Origin of the sequence: Iocasia fonsfrigidae (assembly GCF_017751145.1) — a bacterium.
In the GTDB taxonomy this organism is placed as follows: Bacteria; Bacillota; Halanaerobiia; order Halanaerobiales; family DTU029; genus Iocasia; species Iocasia fonsfrigidae.
Genome location: NZ_CP046640.1, coordinates 2,453,240 through 2,472,455, shown reverse-complemented (window position 1 = coordinate 2,472,455; position 19,216 = coordinate 2,453,240). Strand labels below are relative to the sequence as shown.

The 19,216-nt window shown below is 32.6% G+C and carries 22 protein-coding genes, 1 pseudogene and 1 riboswitch; of the genes and pseudogenes, 22 read left to right on the top strand and 1 reads right to left on the bottom strand.

The features are described from left to right. Positions 1-47 precede the first annotated feature (47 nt). The 14 genes from mtnA (at position 48) to GM661_RS11885 (ending at position 10,908) form a co-directional block, all read left to right on the top strand. On the top strand, positions 48-1,097 hold the full coding sequence (gene mtnA / locus GM661_RS11945) for an S-methyl-5-thioribose-1-phosphate isomerase (RefSeq protein ID WP_230867035.1): 1,050 nt from the start codon (positions 48-50) through the stop codon (positions 1,095-1,097). A gap of 15 nt (positions 1,098-1,112) precedes the next feature. After that, positions 1,113-1,799, top strand: a complete 687-nt coding sequence (locus GM661_RS11940) for a class II aldolase/adducin family protein (RefSeq protein ID WP_230867034.1) — start codon at positions 1,113-1,115, stop codon at positions 1,797-1,799. A 36-nt stretch (positions 1,800-1,835) separates the two neighbouring features. Continuing rightward, complete coding sequence (locus GM661_RS11935) at positions 1,836-2,972, top strand: extracellular solute-binding protein (RefSeq protein ID WP_230867033.1); 1,137 nt, start codon at positions 1,836-1,838, stop codon at positions 2,970-2,972. Positions 2,973-2,976: 4 nt separating this feature from the next. Continuing rightward, positions 2,977-4,203, top strand: a complete 1,227-nt coding sequence (mtnK, locus tag GM661_RS11930) for an S-methyl-5-thioribose kinase (protein WP_230867032.1) — start codon at positions 2,977-2,979, stop codon at positions 4,201-4,203. Positions 4,204-4,382: 179 nt separating this feature from the next. Beyond that, positions 4,383-4,646 carry an ArsR/SmtB family transcription factor gene (locus tag GM661_RS11925; protein ID WP_230867031.1) on the top strand — a complete coding sequence of 88 codons (264 nt, stop codon included), beginning with the start codon at positions 4,383-4,385 and terminating at the stop codon, positions 4,644-4,646. A 39-nt stretch (positions 4,647-4,685) separates the two neighbouring features. Further along, positions 4,686-5,195, top strand: coding sequence for a nitroreductase family protein (locus tag GM661_RS11920; RefSeq protein WP_230867030.1), 510 nt, complete (start codon positions 4,686-4,688; stop codon positions 5,193-5,195). A 149-nt stretch (positions 5,196-5,344) separates the two neighbouring features. Continuing rightward, on the top strand, positions 5,345-5,977 hold the full coding sequence (locus tag GM661_RS11915; protein ID WP_230867029.1) for a chloramphenicol acetyltransferase: 633 nt from the start codon (positions 5,345-5,347) through the stop codon (positions 5,975-5,977). Positions 5,978-5,990: 13 nt separating this feature from the next. Next, entirely contained in the window at positions 5,991-6,065 is a 75-nt protein-coding gene (locus tag GM661_RS19225) for a glycoside hydrolase family 36 N-terminal domain-containing protein (RefSeq protein WP_407929669.1), read from the top strand. Positions 6,066-6,250: 185 nt separating this feature from the next. Next, on the top strand, positions 6,251-6,955 hold the full coding sequence (locus GM661_RS11910) for a GntR family transcriptional regulator (RefSeq protein ID WP_230867028.1): 705 nt from the start codon (positions 6,251-6,253) through the stop codon (positions 6,953-6,955). Positions 6,956-6,967: 12 nt separating this feature from the next. After that, positions 6,968-7,549: a chromate transporter gene (locus tag GM661_RS11905; protein WP_230867027.1), complete on the top strand. Its 582-nt coding sequence runs from the start codon at positions 6,968-6,970 to the stop codon at positions 7,547-7,549. Positions 7,550-7,580: 31 nt separating this feature from the next. Further along, positions 7,581-8,105 carry a chromate transporter gene (locus GM661_RS11900; protein ID WP_230867026.1) on the top strand — a complete coding sequence of 175 codons (525 nt, stop codon included), beginning with the start codon at positions 7,581-7,583 and terminating at the stop codon, positions 8,103-8,105. Positions 8,106-8,222: 117 nt separating this feature from the next. Further along, a riboswitch (SAM riboswitch) is annotated at positions 8,223-8,328 on the top strand. A gap of 70 nt (positions 8,329-8,398) precedes the next feature. Next, entirely contained in the window at positions 8,399-9,412 is a 1,014-nt protein-coding gene (locus tag GM661_RS11895; RefSeq protein WP_125992245.1) for a methionine ABC transporter ATP-binding protein, read from the top strand. A 10-nt stretch (positions 9,413-9,422) separates the two neighbouring features. Continuing rightward, on the top strand, positions 9,423-10,076 hold the full coding sequence (locus GM661_RS11890; protein WP_125992243.1) for a methionine ABC transporter permease: 654 nt from the start codon (positions 9,423-9,425) through the stop codon (positions 10,074-10,076). A gap of 40 nt (positions 10,077-10,116) precedes the next feature. Further along, positions 10,117-10,908 (top strand): MetQ/NlpA family ABC transporter substrate-binding protein, encoded by a 792-nt coding sequence (locus GM661_RS11885; RefSeq protein WP_230867025.1) that lies wholly within the window; start codon positions 10,117-10,119, stop codon positions 10,906-10,908. A gap of 195 nt (positions 10,909-11,103) precedes the next feature. Here GM661_RS11885 and GM661_RS11880 read toward each other — a convergent pair whose 3' ends face one another. Continuing rightward, positions 11,104-12,705 (bottom strand): thiamine pyrophosphate-binding protein, encoded by a 1,602-nt coding sequence (locus GM661_RS11880; protein WP_230867024.1) that lies wholly within the window; start codon positions 12,703-12,705, stop codon positions 11,104-11,106. A gap of 145 nt (positions 12,706-12,850) precedes the next feature. Here GM661_RS11880 and GM661_RS11875 point away from each other — a divergent pair, with 145 nt between their 5' ends. The 8 genes and pseudogenes from GM661_RS11875 to GM661_RS11845 all read left to right on the top strand — a co-directional run bounded on the left by GM661_RS11875 (position 12,851) and on the right by GM661_RS11845 (position 18,708). Further along, positions 12,851-13,165 carry a tyrosine-type recombinase/integrase gene (locus tag GM661_RS11875; RefSeq protein ID WP_230867023.1) on the top strand — a complete coding sequence of 105 codons (315 nt, stop codon included), beginning with the start codon at positions 12,851-12,853 and terminating at the stop codon, positions 13,163-13,165. 348 nt (positions 13,166-13,513) lie between these two features. After that, positions 13,514-13,837: pseudogene (locus tag GM661_RS19220) on the top strand (inorganic diphosphatase); the annotation flags it as partial. Then, positions 13,832-14,275, top strand: coding sequence for an NUDIX hydrolase (locus GM661_RS19215; protein WP_407929668.1), 444 nt, complete (start codon positions 13,832-13,834; stop codon positions 14,273-14,275). The pseudogene GM661_RS19220 and the gene GM661_RS19215, both read left to right, overlap by 6 nt. Before the next feature lie 194 nt (positions 14,276-14,469). Further along, positions 14,470-15,123: an HAD family hydrolase gene (locus GM661_RS11865; protein WP_230867021.1), complete on the top strand. Its 654-nt coding sequence runs from the start codon at positions 14,470-14,472 to the stop codon at positions 15,121-15,123. 146 nt (positions 15,124-15,269) lie between these two features. Further along, positions 15,270-16,175 carry a transglutaminase-like domain-containing protein gene (locus tag GM661_RS11860; RefSeq protein ID WP_230867020.1) on the top strand — a complete coding sequence of 302 codons (906 nt, stop codon included), beginning with the start codon at positions 15,270-15,272 and terminating at the stop codon, positions 16,173-16,175. Between the two features lie 163 nt (positions 16,176-16,338). Next, positions 16,339-16,986, top strand: coding sequence for a DUF998 domain-containing protein (locus tag GM661_RS11855; RefSeq protein ID WP_230867019.1), 648 nt, complete (start codon positions 16,339-16,341; stop codon positions 16,984-16,986). Between the two features lie 177 nt (positions 16,987-17,163). Next, complete coding sequence (locus tag GM661_RS11850; protein WP_230867018.1) at positions 17,164-17,799, top strand: hypothetical protein; 636 nt, start codon at positions 17,164-17,166, stop codon at positions 17,797-17,799. A gap of 207 nt (positions 17,800-18,006) precedes the next feature. Beyond that, entirely contained in the window at positions 18,007-18,708 is a 702-nt protein-coding gene (locus GM661_RS11845) for a hypothetical protein (protein WP_230867017.1), read from the top strand. Positions 18,709-19,216: the final 508 nt, after the last annotated feature.

Below are 19,216 nucleotides of genomic sequence, written 5' to 3'. Positions count from 1 at the left end.
ATGGTTATTGGAGTAAGATAATCTTATTAAAAGGATGGTGTGTAAAAATGATTATGACTGTAGTACCAGCTACATTAAATGATACCAAAGATAAACTTGTACTTATTGACCAAACATTATTACCTAATGAGGAAAAATTTCTAGAATTAGACCAAGTTGAGGATATCTGGGAAGCAATTAAGAAACTAAGGGTTAGAGGGGCGCCGGCTATAGGAATTGCGGCTGCATTTGGACTTTATGTCTGTAGTTTGAAGTCCAAGGCTACGACTGTAGTGGATTTTAGAAAAGAATTTGAAGAAATCAGGGATTATCTTGCCACATCAAGGCCTACTGCTGTTAATTTATTCTGGGCCTTGGATAGAATGACCAAAAGATTTGAAAAAGAAGCAAATAAGTCTGTAGAAGAAATTAAAAGGGCTTTATTAGATGAAAGTGAAAAGATTTTAGCAGAAGACCAGGCTATGGGAAAAGCCATTGGTGAACATGGTTTATCATTACTTAAACCAGGAATGGGCTTATTAACACATTGTAATGCAGGTGGTATTGCCACATCAGGTTATGGAACAGCCCTGGCTCCTATGTATTTGGGAGAGCAAAAGGGATATAAATTCAAAGTATATGCTGATGAAACAAGGCCATTATTACAGGGTTCTAGATTAACAGCCTATGAGTTAAATAAAGCAGGGATTGATGTAACTGTAATCTGTGATGACATGGCTTCTTTGGTTATGAAGGAAGGAAAGATTGATGCTGTACTTGTAGGGTGTGACCGTGTAGCAGCGAATGGAGATACTGCAAATAAAATAGGTACTTCAGGGGTGGCTATTCTTGCCCGGGAGTATGATATTCCAATGTATGTTCTTGGGCCAACCTCTACTATTGATCTGGAAACCCCTACAGGAGAAGAAATAGAAATCGAACTACGTGATGAAGATGAAATTGGTAATGGTTTTGGCAGGCGAACTGCACCAGAAGATGTAAAGGCATATAACCCTGCTTTTGATGTTACAGATGCTAAATACATTACAGCTATTATTACTGAAAAAGGTGTTGTAAAACCCCCATATATGGAAAATATAAGGAAGTTATTCGAATAATAGGATGTGACTAAAATGAAACAATATTTTAATGAAGAAAAGATCAAGAAAGACATTTGTAATATTGGCCAAAAATTGTATGATAAGGAATTTGTTGCTGCAAATGATGGTAATATATCTGTCAAAATTAATGAAAATCAGATTATTGTAACACCAACAGGGGTAAGTAAAGGTGGTATGGCAATAGAAAGTCTTGTTAAAATGGATTTAGATGGGAATATACTGTCCTGTGGTACATGGCGGCCATCTTCTGAGGTTAAAATGCATTTGCAGGTTTATAACTTAAATCCAGATGTAAAAGCAGTTGTTCATGCCCATCCACCACTGGCAACCGCTTTTGCTGTTGCCCGAATCCCTCTTGATCGCCCAATACTGGCAGAGTCAATTGTAAATCTAGGGATTGTGCCGGTTTCAGAATATGCACTTACAGGAAGTGAAGAAGTCCCTGAGGCAGTTTCCCCCTTTGTAAATGACTATAATGCTGTGCTTTTAGCTAATCATGGTTTGCTCACCTGGGGGCAAGACCTTACTCAGGCCTTTTTCAGAATGGAAACAGTAGAACACTATTGTAAGATTATCTACTATCTTAAAGAAATAGGTGCTCCTGTAGAACTTAATTCTGCTCAAATAAAAGAGTTAATTAGTCTTAGAGAGAAAATGGGTATTCAAAGTGGTGGAATACCATTTCCTGAATCCAAATAGTGTTTTATAAATATATGTTTAAAGGTGTGTTTTTATATGCAAAATACATTAGATATACTGGCTGTTGATGATCCAGCAGTTTATGTATATGTTAATAGAAAAAATATTATGGCTAAGTTTGAAGAAAAAACCGGTATCCATATTAATTTTGAAATAGTAAAGTGGTCTGATTATTATTCAACTTTAATGGAATCATTTCAGGAGTATAGGTATGATATAGTGATGATAGCAGGTCACTTGTGGCTACGTGAATTTGTTGAAAAGGAATACCTTTTAAAATTGAGTAATAATTTTGATGATGAGTATGACTATTTAGATATAATGCCTTCAATCAGAGAAGAGATCGAATTAAATAATAATATATATTTACTTCCCTCATTTTGTGATGGACACATACTACTTTATCGAAAAGCGCAATTAAAACAAATACCTCCGGAAGTTGTTTCAATTGCTAAATTAAGACAAATTGTAATTGATAATACTGACCATATTAAAGATACTTTTGTTTTAAAAGCACACCCTTCAGAAATATTTCTGGATTTTCTACCCTATTTACGAAATGAGGGTATAGATGCTTTTGATAACACTGGTTTACCACTTTTTAATGTTCCTCTGGGTTACGCTGCTCTGGAAAAATATATAGCAATGAAAAAATACTGCCCTAATAATGTAGCTGAGTTTGGAAATGAAGAAGTATTAGATTTTATTCAAAAGGACAAGTGTAAACTCGGGGTTTCCTGGAGTGGACAATTAGGTCAAATTATGAATAAAGACTGTATAAATCCAGGTGATATAGGTTTTGCTTCCCTGGAAGCATCCTGGAATACAAGCTGGTCATTTGGAATAAATCATTTGTGTAAAAAACAGGAGGCCGCAGAAAAGTTTTTGCAATATATCAGCTCAAAAGAGATAGATAAAGCGGTAGGGGCTTATTGTGGAAACCCAACTAGGAAGTCTAGCTTTTTAGCAGGGCAACAGGAGTATAGGTGGTATCCAGTAGTTTATAATATGTTAGAAAGGGTAAAACCTCTGCCTCATTTGTCTAATACGGGTCAGTTAATTGCTATTATGACTGATGAGATTGTTAAGGCATTTAATAGTGAAATTACTGCCAAAAAGGCATTACAACAGGCCTATCAACAAATAATTAATTTAGATAAAAATAGGGGGTAATATAATGACTAAGTATAAGCCATTGAAGGAAAAAGAGGCTATTGAGTATGTTAAGGGAATTGAAGGATTGTTTGATGATGATGCTGAATTAAGCTGTAATGAAATTGGTGATGGTAATCTTAATCTGGTTTTTCATATTACAGATCAGAATTCAGGCATGGGGGTTGTTATTAAGCAGGCTCTGGATCATGTCAGAATAGCTGATGATTGGCCTCTAACCAAAGAAAGAGTTAAATTTGAATATACAGCTATGAAGATTCAAGATGAATTAACAGATGGGATGGTACCTAAGGTATATAAGTATGATGATGAAATGGCCTTAATTGTTATGGAAGATTTGAGTAGTATGAAAGTAATGCGCAAGGGGTTAATTTCTGGAATAAAATACCCTCACTTTGCTGAACAGATATCTACTTTTCTGAGCAAAACCCTTTTCTATACATCTGATTTATATATGGCTCCCAAAGAGAAGAAGGAAAGGGTTAAAAATTTTATTAATCCAGAGTTGTGTGATATAACAGAAGTTTTAGTTTTTACTGACCCTTATTTTGATGCAGAATCAAATAATATAAACCCAGAATTGCGTCCTTATCTAGAAAAAGAATTTTGGAGAAAAAGTGAATTACGTAAGGAAGTAACTGTTTTAAAGGAAAAGTTTATGACCCGGGCTCAGGCTTTAATTCATGGAGATCTTCATACAGGTTCTATTTTTATTGATCAAAAAACCCTCAAGGTTTTTGATACAGAATTTGCCTTTTATGGCCCCAGTGGTTTTGATATAGGTGCAGTAATTGGAAACCTAATATTAAATTATGCCTCATGGTCTGGTAAAGAGGTATCTACTGAATTTAAAGCTGATTATCGGGAGTATCTATTAGATACAATTGAAGATATCTGGAATAAATTTGAAGAAAAGTTTCGGAAATTTTGGGATCAGGAGGCCCATGAGACTACCAAAGCAGTCAAGGGGTATCAGGATTATTATTTGAAACAGTTGTTACAGGACAGTATTGGGATGGGTGGTTGTAAAACAATGCGTAGATGTATAGGAATGGCACATGTTGAGGACCTCGACGGAATCGAGAATTTATCAGAGAGGGCTAGAGCTCAGATTTTTGCCCTTAAGTTGGGAGAAATAATGGTTACCAGGAGAAAACGATTAGCTACTATTACTGATTTTATAAAGATTGTAAGGGATTTAACGGCTTGGGAGGATACAACAAATATGTAGTTATATCAAACCCCTGGATATGCAAGTGTAGCCAGGGGTTTTGTAGTTGAGTAATAAAGATGACTATATCTTGACAATGTAGGTTAGTGTGTTATAATTTAATTAAATTATTACTTAATTATTTTATGATTATGTATTAAATTTAAAATTTGATTTAGAAAGTGTCAGGTGTGATTAAAATGGGGGATTTTTTATTAAAACTAAGGGCTATTGCTGATCAAAGCCGTTTAAATATTATAAGACTTCTTTTAGATAAGGATTTTTGTGTCAAGGCACTGGCCAGTAAGCTGGAAATATCAGAATCCGCTGTTTCTCAACACCTTAAGATATTGAGAGAAGCTGAACTGGTTCTAGGAGAAAAAAAAGGCTATTTTGTTCATTATAGGGTAAGAGAAGAAAAGATTCTGGCAGTAGCTGATTTTATTGAAGGGCTTGTTAAGTAAAGAAAATATAATTATTAAAACAAGGGGGTAATATATATAATGGAGCAAAGTTTTATGGAACTGGCTAAAGAGAGGTTTTCTGTTCGTAAATATCAGGATAAAGCTGTTGAAAAAGTAAAGCTGGATTATATTCTGGAGGCTGCTCGTGTTTCTCCTTCGGCAGTTAATTTTCAGCCCTGGCATTTTATAGTAATACGGGAAGATGTTATGAGGGAAAAGGTTGCCTCAACCTATCACCGGGATTGGATAAATCAGGCTCCGGTTTTAATAGCTGTTTGCGGGGATCACAGTCAATCATGGCACAGACAGGATGGTAAAGACTTTTGTGATATTGATGTTGCTACAGCAATAGTACATATGATGCTGGCTGCTGTTGAAGAGGGACTGGGTACCTGCTGGGTAGGTAATTTTGAGGCTGATAGATGTCATCAACTGCTGGAACTTTCTTCTGAGGAGGAGGTCATCGCTCTATTACCAGTAGGATATCCAGCATCTGAAGCAGGGGAAAAGAAAAGAAAGGAAATACATGAAATAGTAAGCTGGATTTAAAATGATTTATAATACTAAATAAATTTTTCAATACTGGATTTACAATTTTGCTATGCTCCACCTAAATTCATTTGTGCTAAGTTTGGCTAAGGTTCATAAACTTTGGAGCTTTTAAAAACTATAAACTATCTGGAGTGTGTAGCGTTAAAATGAAATATATTGATATAGAAAAGTGGGAAAGAAAAGAACACTTTAATTTTTTTCATAGAATGGATTATCCGCAATATAATATTTGTGCAAATATTGATATAAGCAATTTTTTTGATTATATAAGAACAAATAAACTATCATTTTATTATGCAATGATTCATTCAACCACATATATAGCAAATAAAATTATCAATTTTAAATATAGAATTAGGGAAGATGAAATAATTTTACATGACAAGATAAGTCCTTCATTTACTGATATGAATAATATTGACGAAGATGATTTATTTAAATTTGTTACAGTAAATATGAAAGAGGATATATTTGAATTTGCAGAATATGCAGAGGAAAAATCTAAAAAACAAAAAGAGTATTTTTCTTTTGATGAACAAGTTGGTCGAGATGATTTAGTTTATATTACATGTATACCTTGGATTTCTTTTACTCATATATCCCATACCATTACATTAAATAAAAATGATTCAGTGCCAAGAATTTCTTGGGGTAAATATTTTAATGAAAATGATAAAGTGTTATTACCATTTTCTGTGCAGGTAAATCATGCTTTGGTTGACGGAATACATATTGGGAAATATCTATTTGAATTACAAAAATATATAAACAACTTATAAAAAAAGTGAGTTCATGGGGGAGGTCTATGGAATTTCTTTAATATATAGTGGTAATTTTATTGCCAGAGTAGAGCTTAATCATTACTAATACTTGATAAGTTTATGTCTGATAAGTAAAAACACCCTATCTTTTTTATTGGAGAAGATAGGGTGTTTTATTAAATATTTTTGGCAGATTATTGACAAGTAGCTAGATAAGTGGTAAACTTGTATATACAAGAAACTTGTCTATATAAGTTAACACTATTTATATGTAAGGAGGGGAGTTCTACAATGACTGATTATTCATTAGCGAGTTATAAGATTATTGCCTCGGAAATCACTCAGAGGATTCATACTGGGGATTATTTACCAGGTACCTATCTTCCTTCAGAAAATCAATTGGCCCGGGAATTTGAGGTTACCAGAACAACAATTAGAAAGGCCCTAAATATTTTAAAACAAAAAGGAACAATTGATAGTTTTCAAGGGAAGGGTTATATAGTTCGTCAACTTCATTGGGAACAAAGCCTACTGCAATTTTATAGTTTTGGTCATAATATTGCAGAAAATATATTAAATCCTGCTACTAAATTGTTATCTTATCAGAAGATTAATGGGTTAAAAAATATTAATGAATTTCTTAATATAGAGTTATGGGAAATTATCCGCTTAAGATTAATGAATGAAAACCCATTGATTTTAGAGACCTCCTATATACCTGTTAAATATTTACCTCAATTTGAAGCAGATGAATTAAAACAGAATTCCTTATATAATTTAATGAAAAAAAATAATGTTAATATTATAAAAGCCAAGGAATATTTAGAACCGGTCTTACCTTCATTAGAAGATCAGGAAATTTTAGGTATTAATGAAGATACCCCACTATTTCAAACCATTAGATATACCTATGATTCTGAGCAGAGACTTACTGAAGTAAGGGAGAGTCTAATAAGAGGGGATCATTTTCGTTTCACAGTAGAAATGACTTTATAATAGGAGTAAGAGATGATTAAAAACACAAAAAAACTAAGTAGTTTATTTCTGACATTTTTTAAGATAGGGCTTTTTACTTTTGGCGGTGGTTTTGCGATGATACCACTGATGGAACAGGAGATTGTAGATAATCACGGCTGGATAGATAAAGATAAATTTATTGATGCTATCTCTATTACTCAGTCTGTACCCGGGGCTGTTGCAGTTAATTTGGCAATATTTTTTGGCTATGATTTTGCTGGTCTTACTGGGGCTCTGGCGGCAACAATTGGGGTAGCTTTACCTTCTTTTATTATCATTTTATTAATAGCGATGGGTTTTAATAGGTTTAGTGAATACCAATTTGTGGAGAATATTTTTAGAGGAATCAGGCCTGCGGTTGTAGGTTTGATAATATATGCTGCTGTGGATTTAGGAAAGAATATTAACTGGTCTTTTAAGTTATTGACTACCCTGGTAGTAGTTTTTATTATAAATGCTTTCTTTAACATAAGTCCTATTATAATTATTCTAATTGTAATTTTCCTTGGATTAGCATTCACCATAAAGGACTATACTGGTAAAAAAGGAAGTGAGGAAAGTCTTAATGAATAACTACTAGACAAAGCAGAAGAAGGAGAAGAAAATGTCTATATTATTAATTAATCTATACTTATCCTTTTTAAAGATAGGTTTTTTCGGGTTTGGCGGGGGATATGCCATGATTTCATTAATTCAGGAGGAATTGATAAATCACGGCTGGCTGGGCCTTGAAGATTTTGTCAATATTATTGCCATTGCTGAGATGACACCAGGACCGATAGCAATTAATAGTGGTACTTTTGTGGGGTTTAAAGTATCAACCTTATTAGGTTCACTGGCTGCCACTATAGGTGTGATAACACCATCATTTATATTAGTCTTAATTCTGGCGTATTTTTTTAAAAAAATTAAGGACTCTAATTATGTCAATAGTATACTACTGTTTTTAAGACCAGCAGTAATTGGGTTAATTACTGCGGCTGCTTTTACAATAGGAAAAACGAGTGTTATTGACCTGACAGGTTTTATTATTACTTCAGCTGTTATTTTTTTAATGTTAAAAACCAGTATTCATCCAATCTTGGTCATAGTCTTGGCAGGTTTATCCGGCATGATTATTTATGCCTGATTGTCTAAAAAAATTAAAATTATTCTTGACAAGTATTTTCTTTAATGATATTCTAATATAAATAAGAAATATATATTAAACATATTATTTTACTCAACTTTATTATAAAATATAATATGTTCATCAAGAGTGGTGGAGGGACTGGCCCTGTGAAACCCGGCAACCTACCCTGTGAGGTAAGGTGCTAAATCCTGCATTCCAGTTAAGGGATGGGAGATGAGAGGATATTTAGAGACCCTCTCAAGAGGGCTTTTTTTGTATCTATATATTTTTAGGAAGGTGATTGCTAAGTGATGATTGAAATTAGTGGTTTATCAAAGAAATATCATACAGCCCAGGGAACACTGACTGCTCTTGATAATGTGAATATACAGGTTAAAGAGGGTGAAATTTATGGTGTAATAGGGCCGAGTGGGGCAGGCAAGAGTACTCTAATCAGGACACTTAACTTACTTGAGAAACCTGATCAGGGGAGTATAATAATTAATGGACAGGATCTGACAAAAGTCACAGCCGGGAAATTAAGGAATAATAGAGAAAAGATTGGTATGATCTTTCAACACTTTAATTTGCTTACGTCCCGGACTGTAAGGGGAAATGTATCTTTTCCCCTGGAAATAGCTGGTCTATCCAGGAATAAACGGTTAAAAAAGGTTGCTTATCTACTGGAATTAGTCGGCCTAACAGATAGGGCTGATCATTATCCTGCTGAACTTAGTGGTGGTCAGAAACAGAGGGTTGGAATTGCCCGGGCGCTGGCTAATGATCCAGGGGTTCTTCTTTCTGATGAGGCGACTTCTTCACTTGATCCGGAGAGTACAGAAGCTGTACTTAACCTTTTAAAGAGAATCAGGGATGAATTAAATTTAACTATAATCTTGATAACACATGAAATGGATGTTATTAAAGATATCTGTGATAGAGTAGCTGTGATGGAAAAGGGTAAGATTATTGAGGAAGGTAAGGTAATAGACCTTTTTGCCAATCCTCAGCAGAATTTGACGAGGCGTTTTATTAGAACTGTTATTGATTATAATCTGCCAGAAGGTTTGAATAATATTAAGCAGCAGGGTCAACTAATTAGGGTATCTTTTATGGGTGAGTCTACCCATCAACCTTTAATCTCTCTGCTGGTAAGAAAATTTCATCTTGATGCTAATATTCTTTATGGGAGAATTGATGATATTCAAGGAATTCCTTTTGGTACTTTAATACTTGACCTGGAGGGTGATGACCAGTCAATTAGTAAAGGGATTGAATTTTTAAGTAATAATGGTTTATCTCTGGAGGTGTTGGCAGGTGAGTGATATTTTAGCAATGTTGAGTAAATATAATCAGTTGGTCTGGGATGGTACTTTAGAAACATTATATATGGTGTTTGTTTCATTGTTAATAGCTGTTCTTTTGGGAATACCCCTGGGTATATTGACGGCTGTAACCCGTAAGGGGCATATATTATCCAATGGTATTATAAATAGGGTCTTAAATAGTATTATCAACCTGGGTCGGTCGATACCCTTTATTATTCTTATGGTATCAATTATACCATTGACCAGATTAATAGTTGGTACTTCTATTGGCACTACTGCAGCTATAGTACCTCTGGCAGTTGCAGCTATTCCTTTTGTAGGCAGGATTGTTGATAATGCCTTATTGGAAATCAGTCCTGGTGTAATAGAGGCTGCTAAGTCAATGGGAGCAACCCCTGTTCAAATTATATTTAAGGTTTTACTACCAGAATCACTACCTTCCTTGATACTTGGTATTACTCTGACAATGATTAATTTAATTGCCTATTCTGCTATGGCCGGTGCAGTTGGAGGAGGTGGTCTTGGAGATATAGCGATAAGGTATGGGTACCAGAGGTTTAAAATTGGAGTAATGATAGAGACGATAGTGATTTTAGTTTTATTAGTTCAAATTATCCAATGGATTGGAAATAAATTGGCTGCTTATTTTGATCATAGATAAACAGGTATTTCAATAACTATTATAAAATGGAGATGATAAGATGAAGAAAATATTAATTTTAGTATTGGTTTTAGGAATCTTAATTAGTGGGTCTACTGCTGTGCTGGCCGGGGCTAGGGTTATTAAGGTAGGTGCTACCCCTGTACCTCATGCAGAAATACTGGAGTTTGCTAAACCAATTCTGGCAGAAGAGGGAATAACATTAGAGATTGTAGAGTTTACTGACTATGTAACACCAAACCTAGCCTTAAATGATGGGAGTATAGATGTTAATTTCTTTCAGCACCTCCCATATTTAGAAAGTTTTAATGCAGACCACGGTCTTAATCTAGTATCAGTTGCTAAAATACATGTTGAGCCTTTTGGTTTATATTCAACTAAAATTAATTCAATAGATGAATTACCAGATGGAGGGATAATAGCGGTACCAAGTGACCCTTCAAATGAAGGAAGAGCCTTATTATTACTGGCAAATAAGGGTTACATTGAATTAGATGCTGAAAATGAGCTAGAGGCAACTCCTTTTGATATTAGTAGTAATCCTAAGAAATTGAAATTCAAGGAATTAGAGGCAGCACAACTACCGAGGGTTTTACCTGATGTAACAGCTGCTTTCATAAACACTAATTATGCTCTTGAGGCTGGTTTAAATCCCCTTAAAGATGCTCTGATTATTGAAGGTGATGAATCCCCTTATGCTAATATTTTAGTAGTTAGCAAAAAAAATCAAAATGATGAATTAGTCCAAACACTTGTAAAGGTAATGAAATCTGAGGAGATAAGGAATTTCATTTTAGAAGAATATAAGGGGGCTGTTGTCCCAGTATTTTAGATAACTCAGGTGACATGTCTAAAATAGAACAATACTAGCTGGTTATATTTATTTTACTTTTGATTATCACTGCCTTGTATATGTAAACAGATACTATTGTTTTTGCTGTAGGATAATTGCTTTAGTAATATAACTGGCTAGTAAAATATACTTATACCCCAAAATCATGAAAATCATAGTAGTGCGAAGAAGAAATTACATTAATTTGGTACCAGGTATAATAGGACTACTAACAGGTACATCTATTAAGACTGCTTGTTCATTATTATGTGTTTCTTTTATTATTTTTTTGAAGTTATCTAAGTTGTCAACACGAACTCCTGTTATCCCACATGCCTCTGCGAGTTTTACAAAATCAGGATTGGTTAATTCTACTTCTTCAGTAGGGAGTCCAGCTGCTATCATTCTATTTTTTTCCATGGACAGGTTTCCATTATTTAATAAAATAATGGTGATTGGTAGATTATATCTTTTAGCAGTTAAAAGTTCTGCCATTACCATAGTTAGTCCGCCATCACCGGTTATTACAATTGAATTATTTTGGGGATAGTTTATTTTTGCTGCCAGTGCAGCAGATAAACCAAACCCCATAGTTCGCCATGTTCCTGATATTAATACATCCTTACATTTATTGCCGAAAAATTTTCCAAAGAAAATAACATTATCTCCTGAATCCAGGGAGATGATATCATTTTCATCACAGTTTTCACTGAAGGCCTTGATAATCTGTGATGGTGACAAAGGCCATTCATTTTCTGCATAGCCTTGGTTTACTTCTTTTATCCATTTATTTTTAATTTCATTCATATGATCTATCCACATTTTATTATTTTTTTCATTTAGATTAGTTTTTAATTGTTTTATTGCAAGGGAGATGTCACCAGGTATACCCAGGGTAACAGGATGAGAAGCCCCTATGTTTTCTTTTGCTGTATCAAACTGTATTATATTCGGTTCTTTTGGTGTATAATCGCTTGGCCACCAGGTCGCTGTTAGTTTTATTATTAAGTCGGATTTTTTTAATAGTTCAGAGGCATATTGATTACCACTATGACCTAAAACACCCATTTCATAAGGAAAACCATAATCGACAATTCCAGCAGCAGGTAGAGTGGATATTATCGGCGCTGAAATTTTTTCTGCTATTTCAATCAGTTCATTGCGTATATTTTTACAACCCCTACCATAAATAATTACTGGTTTTTCTGATTTATTGATTATTTCTACAGCCTTTTGAATTAAACCAGGGTCTGGTATTTTCTTTACTTTCAGATGCTCAGGATATTCCCGACAAGTAGCGGTACTTTCCATGTCCCATATATCCATAGGTACTATAATATGACTGACACCACCTCTAGCAATTGCCATACTTACAGCTTTGTATAACAGATCAATTGTGCTTTCAGGATTAATTAAAACAGATGAGTATACAGTTAATGGGTTTGTTAGTTCAGCTAGATTGACAAATTGTTTATAATTTGTACCCATATTATATGTTTCTACCTGTCCGCTAATTAATAACATGGGTACACGGTCACTTGCTGCATCGGCTATTCCATTTAGAATATTGGCTGTACCAGGTCCACTATGTGATAGACAGACAGATATATTTCCGGTTAGTTTGGATTCGGCAGAGGCCATTAAGCCAGCTGTTCCTTCATGCTTAGGTGAAAATAATTTTATATTTGAATCTTTTAAGGAAGATATGAATTTTAATGTCGTATCACCTGGATAATTATATATGTGTTTTACCCCAAACTTCTCAAGTTGTTTTATAATTAGATCTTTAACCAGCATGTTTTGTCTCCTTTTTTAATTATCACATTAGTAATAATTTGTTTTAAAAGTGTATTGTTTTGATAATTCTATTATTACCTGTTAAACTTATTAAATTCACTCTAATTAAAAAAATGCCTTAAAAAATAAAAGGAAAATAAAAAATTTGCAATTAAAGGAAGGAGTTCCTCAAGGTAAAGGTAAAAAAGATAGATATACAATTATTTCTGATACTGCTCTTTTGTATCTTCGAGCATATAGAGCAAAATATAAAATTTATGAATGGTTATTTCCAGGACGGGGAGAAAAACATTTAAGCGTAAGGTCTGTTCAAAAACTTTTTAAAAAAGCAGTTAGTAAAGCAAATATAAAAAAAGATGTATCTGTTCATTCATTACGCCACTCATTTGCAACACAGCTTTTAGAAAACGGTACTGATATCAGGTATATCCAAGAGTTTTTAGGTCATAAAAGTTACTAAAACTACAGAAATATATACCTATGTAAGTAAAACGCAATATAAAAAGATTAAAAGTCCATTAGACCAACTACTAAAAAATCAGTGAAAATATAATGTGTTATTAAGCAAGAGTAAGTCTTTATTATTGACAAATATATAAAAGTTGTAATACAATTTATATAAATTAGTAAAATATTGCAATAAAACACTTCAGCCAAAGGGTATCTTCACGAAATACGCAAAGATAAATCTTTACGAAATTCGTTATATATCTAAATTTTGTATTTATACGAAATACGTAAAGATAGTAGTTATGCGACATTCCTGTAGACTGTTGATTTTGTCAGTTATTTAATTTGGAGGAATATAATGAATGAATATTTAGGAACCATAGTTGATGTGGAAATTGATAGACCGTTAGGTTCAAGACATCCAAAACACGATTTTTTCTATCCTATTAATTACGGGTATATTCCAAATACTTTAGCACCTGATGGAGAAGAAATAGATGCTTATGTATTAGGTGAATTTGAACCTATTAAAAAGTTTAGAGGTAGAGTTATAGCAGTTATAAAAAGAAAAAATGATAATGAAGATAAATTAGTAGTTGCTAAAACTTTAAATAGTTATAGTAAGAGTGATATAGAAGTACTAACAGAGTTTCAAGAAAGATTTTTTGATACAGAAATTATATGTTGTGGGAGTAGAAAAACAAAACCATATATAAGAGTAACTACATTAGGATTAGCCCGAAGACAAGATGAAATTTTAGTAACAGAGGGAGTTGATGCACTAGCTGATACTCACTTTTATAGGTTTCCTGGTGGAGGGGTTGAATTTTGGGAGACTAGTGAAGAGGCATTGAAAAGAGAGTTTATGGAAGAACTAAATGCGGAAATATTGTCTGCTAACTATTTATGTAAAATAGAGAATATATTTGAGTTTGAAGGTGAAAAGAAACACGAAATAATTCTTATATATGAAGTGAAATTGCCAAACGAGTATTATGAAAAAGAAGAAATGATATTAAATGAAAATGGAGCTATAGGAAAAGCTCTATGGATAGATAAGCATGAGTTTTTAAATGAGGAAAAGATTTTATATCCTACAGAAATTAAAAAGTGGTTATAAAAAGATGACAGGAACGATCGCATAACAATATATTGCCGACTCCATTCCTGCCGTCATTTCGTCCAAATTCATCAGACCAAGATAGGAGCTATCTAAGGTCTGATGGACTTCGGCAATACGGATACGTTAGGTGAAATTCTGACACGATAGCTTAAAAGCATGTAAAAAAATAAACAAATGATAGGTGAAAAGATATGAGATATGATGCAATAATATTTGATTTTGATTATACTTTAGCTGATTCTTCAAAAGGTACAGTAGAGTGTATTAATTATGCCCTAGATAATATGAAACTTTCATGTGTACCATTTGAAGATGCCAGTAATACAATTGGATTATCATTAAAAGATACTTTTATAAGTTTAACAGATAAAAAATATCATTCTCATGATAATTTTTATCTGTTTAGTGAGCTATTTGTTAAGCGAGCAGATGAGGTAATGGCTGAAATGACATTTCTTTTTGAGCCTATAAAAAATGAGATAGAAAAACTTAAAGATAAAGGATTTATGTTAGGAATTGTTTCAACAAAATTTAGATATAGGATTGAAAATATACTAAAAAGAGACGGATTGATAGGATATTTTGATATTATTATTGGTGGAGAAGATGTTAAAGAAAACAAACCTAGTCCCGATGGTTTATTATCAGCAATAAAAAAATTAAAGAAGAATAAAGAGGATATTCTTTATGTTGGAGATAGTATGACTGATTTAAAGACAGCTAAAAATGCAGGGGTTGATTTTGTTGCGGTAACAACAGGTACTACAACAAAGAGTAAATTTGAAAAAAATGGTGTTAAAAAAATAGTGGATAATATTGTAAAACTAGATAATTATGTGGGTTAAAGTCAGAACTTCACCTAACAAAATATTTCCGGTTTCGTTCCTTCGTCACTGCACCCAAATCCAGCAATCCAAGATAGGAGATATCTAAGGGTTGCTGGACTTCGGAAATACGGTTACGTTAAGCAAAATTTGACTGGAGGTAGATTATGAAAGAAAAAATATTAAATTATTATTTACAATTTAGCACTTATACTAATCCAGGTTGCTATGTAGATTTTCTAAAATCATTAACAGATGACATTTCTGAACTAGGTAATTTAATAACTCACCAAGTAATTCATAGAGTAACATTAAAAAATGGAAATACTAGTGCAAATTCTGATAAAAAATACGGGGATATGGATAGATATCCTTGGCATAGATTAAGATGTGATGATGATGTTCTTTTAACATCTTTAGCAATGGTTGGTGAACTTTTACGATTAGATGAAAGAGGATTTAAAAAAGATAGGGCTGTGGAAGACAAAATTGTAGTTACATGCCGGTATGTATCTGTGTTAATGACTTCAATTCTTAAATCAAAAGGTGTTCCAACACGATGCAGGTCAGGCTTTGCACCATATCTATTACCTGATATTAGTGCTGATCACTGGATAAATCAATATTGGAGTATAAAAGAAAATAGGTGGATTAATATTGATGCTGATGGTTTTTTTGATGATTTAGATTTTAGTCAGTTTGATATTCCTGATGATGAATTTGATTGGGCTGCAAAAACATGGCTTGATATTAGAACAGGAAGAAAAGATAGTAATAAAATTGTTTATGCTGCTGGTCAACATGGGTTAGAAGCTGCAATTAGAGCAATATTTTATGATTTTCATAGTTTGATGAATAATGAAATATCTTATAATTTCCAACCAAGTTATATTTCAGGTAGATTTGAACAATTGACCGAAAAAGAATTTAAAGAAATAGATAAATTGGCAAAACTTATGTTAGAACCTGATAAAAACTTTGAAAAATTGATTAATGTTTGGAATAATGAAAAAAAATTCAGGGTATTGAATAGTCCTTTAATTGGGGATAATGATCATAAATCAAATACATAAAACCGTCAAACTTCGCTTAACACAGTATTGCCAGTTCCATTCCTAACGTCATTACACCCAAATTCAAGAACCTAAGTCAGGTCTGACTAAGGTTCTTGAACTTCGGCAATACAAAAACGTTATGTGAAATCGTAAGTATAATATTTATATTGGAGGTTTATTTATGAATTTATGGAATTCTAAGTTAAGTTGGGCTATTTTAATAATAGCAATTTTAGGAGATTTTATAGTTGCTTATGTATTGTCGTTCTATTATCCTAAATATAGCCATACTAAACAAGTTATGAGTGTTTTGGGTAGTCCTCAAAGTCCTGTTTCAATAATTTATAATATTTGGTTAGTAATTTTAGGATTATTATTTATTTATTCTGCTATAAATTTTTATATTGTTTTTTCTTCAGTGTCTAAAAGTTATGCAATGATAGGATTTATTTTACTATTGATTTTTGCAATAGGTGCTGGTATTTTATCTGGTATATTTAGTGTAAATGTAAGTAAAGAATTAGAAACTCTTGCTTCTAAAGTTCATGGAATTGGGTCAGGATTAGGATTTATAGCTTTGACATTTATTCCGTTAATAGTATGTTTTCTTTTGTATAAGAGTAATGATAATACAACTGCAATAATATCACTTATTTTTTTCTTAATTAGTCTTGTTTTATTTGTTTTATTTGTAGTTTCAGAAAAAGAATCGTATCAAAATACTATAGTGGGTTTAAGTGGACTTTGGCAACGATTATTACTGGCAAGTATGTATATGCCATTATTAATCATTGCTATTAAGTATATTATGAAAGATAGTGTTAAATAACAAGATAATGAGTGACTTCACATAACAAAATATTGCCGGTTCCGCTGTCGCTGCACCCAAATTCATGAATTCAAGCCAAGTCTGGCTAGAACTCATGAACTTCGGCAATACGGAGACGTTATGCCAAAGATGACTTAAGCTATTAATTATAATTGTAGTAGAAAAGGAGGTAATATAATGATATTAATAGCACTTGCAACAACAATAAATAAAAGTGCTACAGATATTCTTGAAATAATAAATAAAGTTGACAATTTTTATAATTCTTCGTGGAATAAATTAATTGTTATTCTTAGTGGGTTTTTTTTAATACTTACTATACTTGTTCCTATATTCATTGGTTGGTATCAAAAACGTCTTTTTAAAATCGAAGAAAGAGAAATAAAGCTGTTTGTCAAAGAAGAAATCGAAAAAGCTAAACAGTCATTAATTGATGATATTGAAAGTAAAGTAGATATAAAAACAAGTCAATTTAGAGAAATGTTTGATAATCAAATATTAAACACTAACTCTATAATAAATTTTGTAAATGCAAATAATTTATATACCAGTAAAAATTATGAATCAGCTTTAATAGGTTATATAAAGTCTGCAAAACAGGGGATAGAGGCAAATTCACTTAAGAGGGTAAGTTTTGCTGTTGATTTTATTATTAGTTGTATTGATAATTCAAATGAAGAAAAAATTAAAGAAGTAAAACAATCATTAGTAGAATTAATTGATATTCTAGAAAAAAATAATGAAAATGATAAATATGATTTGTTTATTTTTAAAATCAGACAAGCATTAGAAAGAAAAAATATTTGTATATAAAATTACTATAATTTGCAGAGTAAGAATTAAGAAAATAGACCAGTCATCCATCGCATAACAGAGGGTTTAAGGTTCCGCTTCGCTGCACCCAAATTCATGAACCTAAGATATGAGCTATCTAAGGTTCATGAACTTCTTAAACCCTCGGGACGTTATATGAAATTTGGGCTACGTGAGTTTATAATAAATTAAAGAATGAGGTGAATTATGGAAGTAATAAGGAAAGTTTTAAAATGGCTTGAAAAGTTAATTTATTTTATAATGGCTGTATTTGCTGTAATTGTTTATACTCCTGAATATTATAGTGAAAATAAAATAGGTTTCTTGAAGGATCTACTAAGCAGAGAAATATCCATGTCAATTTCATTACTAATGTTATTAATCATTGTATTTATCTTTATCTGGATTTTAATAAAGGTATTTTTTAGATATGATACTATATTAAATAATTATAAGAAACAACTATGTGAAATAGAAAATAAAAATAATAATAAAAAATTAGATGAGGCTGTTTTTAAACGACTAAAGGATGTTTTACCTTATAATAATGTAAGAAATTTTTTAAAAGATAAAGATTTAGGCAATAAGTTTTCTAGGGAAAATTTAGAAATGATTTATAATTTTTTGTCTGAAAAAGATAATCCTGAATTTAAATTTAAAAATAAAGAAATTGAAGTATTAATAAAGAAACTTAACAAAAAATTAACAGAATTAACTTCATTATTGGGAGAATATGCTAGTACTGTTGGAAATACTGAAATGTTAAGAATACATAGATCATTAAAGTCACATGATCCAGTTTTATATAGTAAAATAATACGTGAAGCAAATAATACTGCTACGGAAGCATGGAATAATTATCATAAAATAATAGATTTAGGAAGAGAAAACTTCGGGGATATTAACTAAAAATAATATATATGTGAAGAGCCCAAACTTCATATAACAGCAAGGTTTACGGCTCCACTATCGTTTCGCCCAAATTGATTCGCCAAGCGCAGTCGGTGCGCCAAGAAAAGAGCATATCATATAGTAGGTGGGATTCCTACTGAGGAAGGTTTAGCAAACCACTCATAGCGAGTTTTGGACATTTATTGGGTAACCATAGATGTTAAGCGTAAACAGTTAGGTAGTAGGCGGTAAGCATCTAGCTGAAGGGATTGAGCCTCGAAATCTTGGAGATTGGGAAAGGCCGATGCTGTCGACTGAGCAGAAGGCAACATTATAGTATTCGATAAGCGAGAATACAATAACACCCCGGGGTCGGAGACCTCCGCATGCTATACATAGATATGATATTGTTAACTTGGGAGGCCCTGTAATTTCTACGCAGAGAGATAGGATGTAACCAAGCGATAACAAAGTAAGGACATCTAATATTACAGGGAGTCGGATAATCGCATAGTACCGAGGAAGC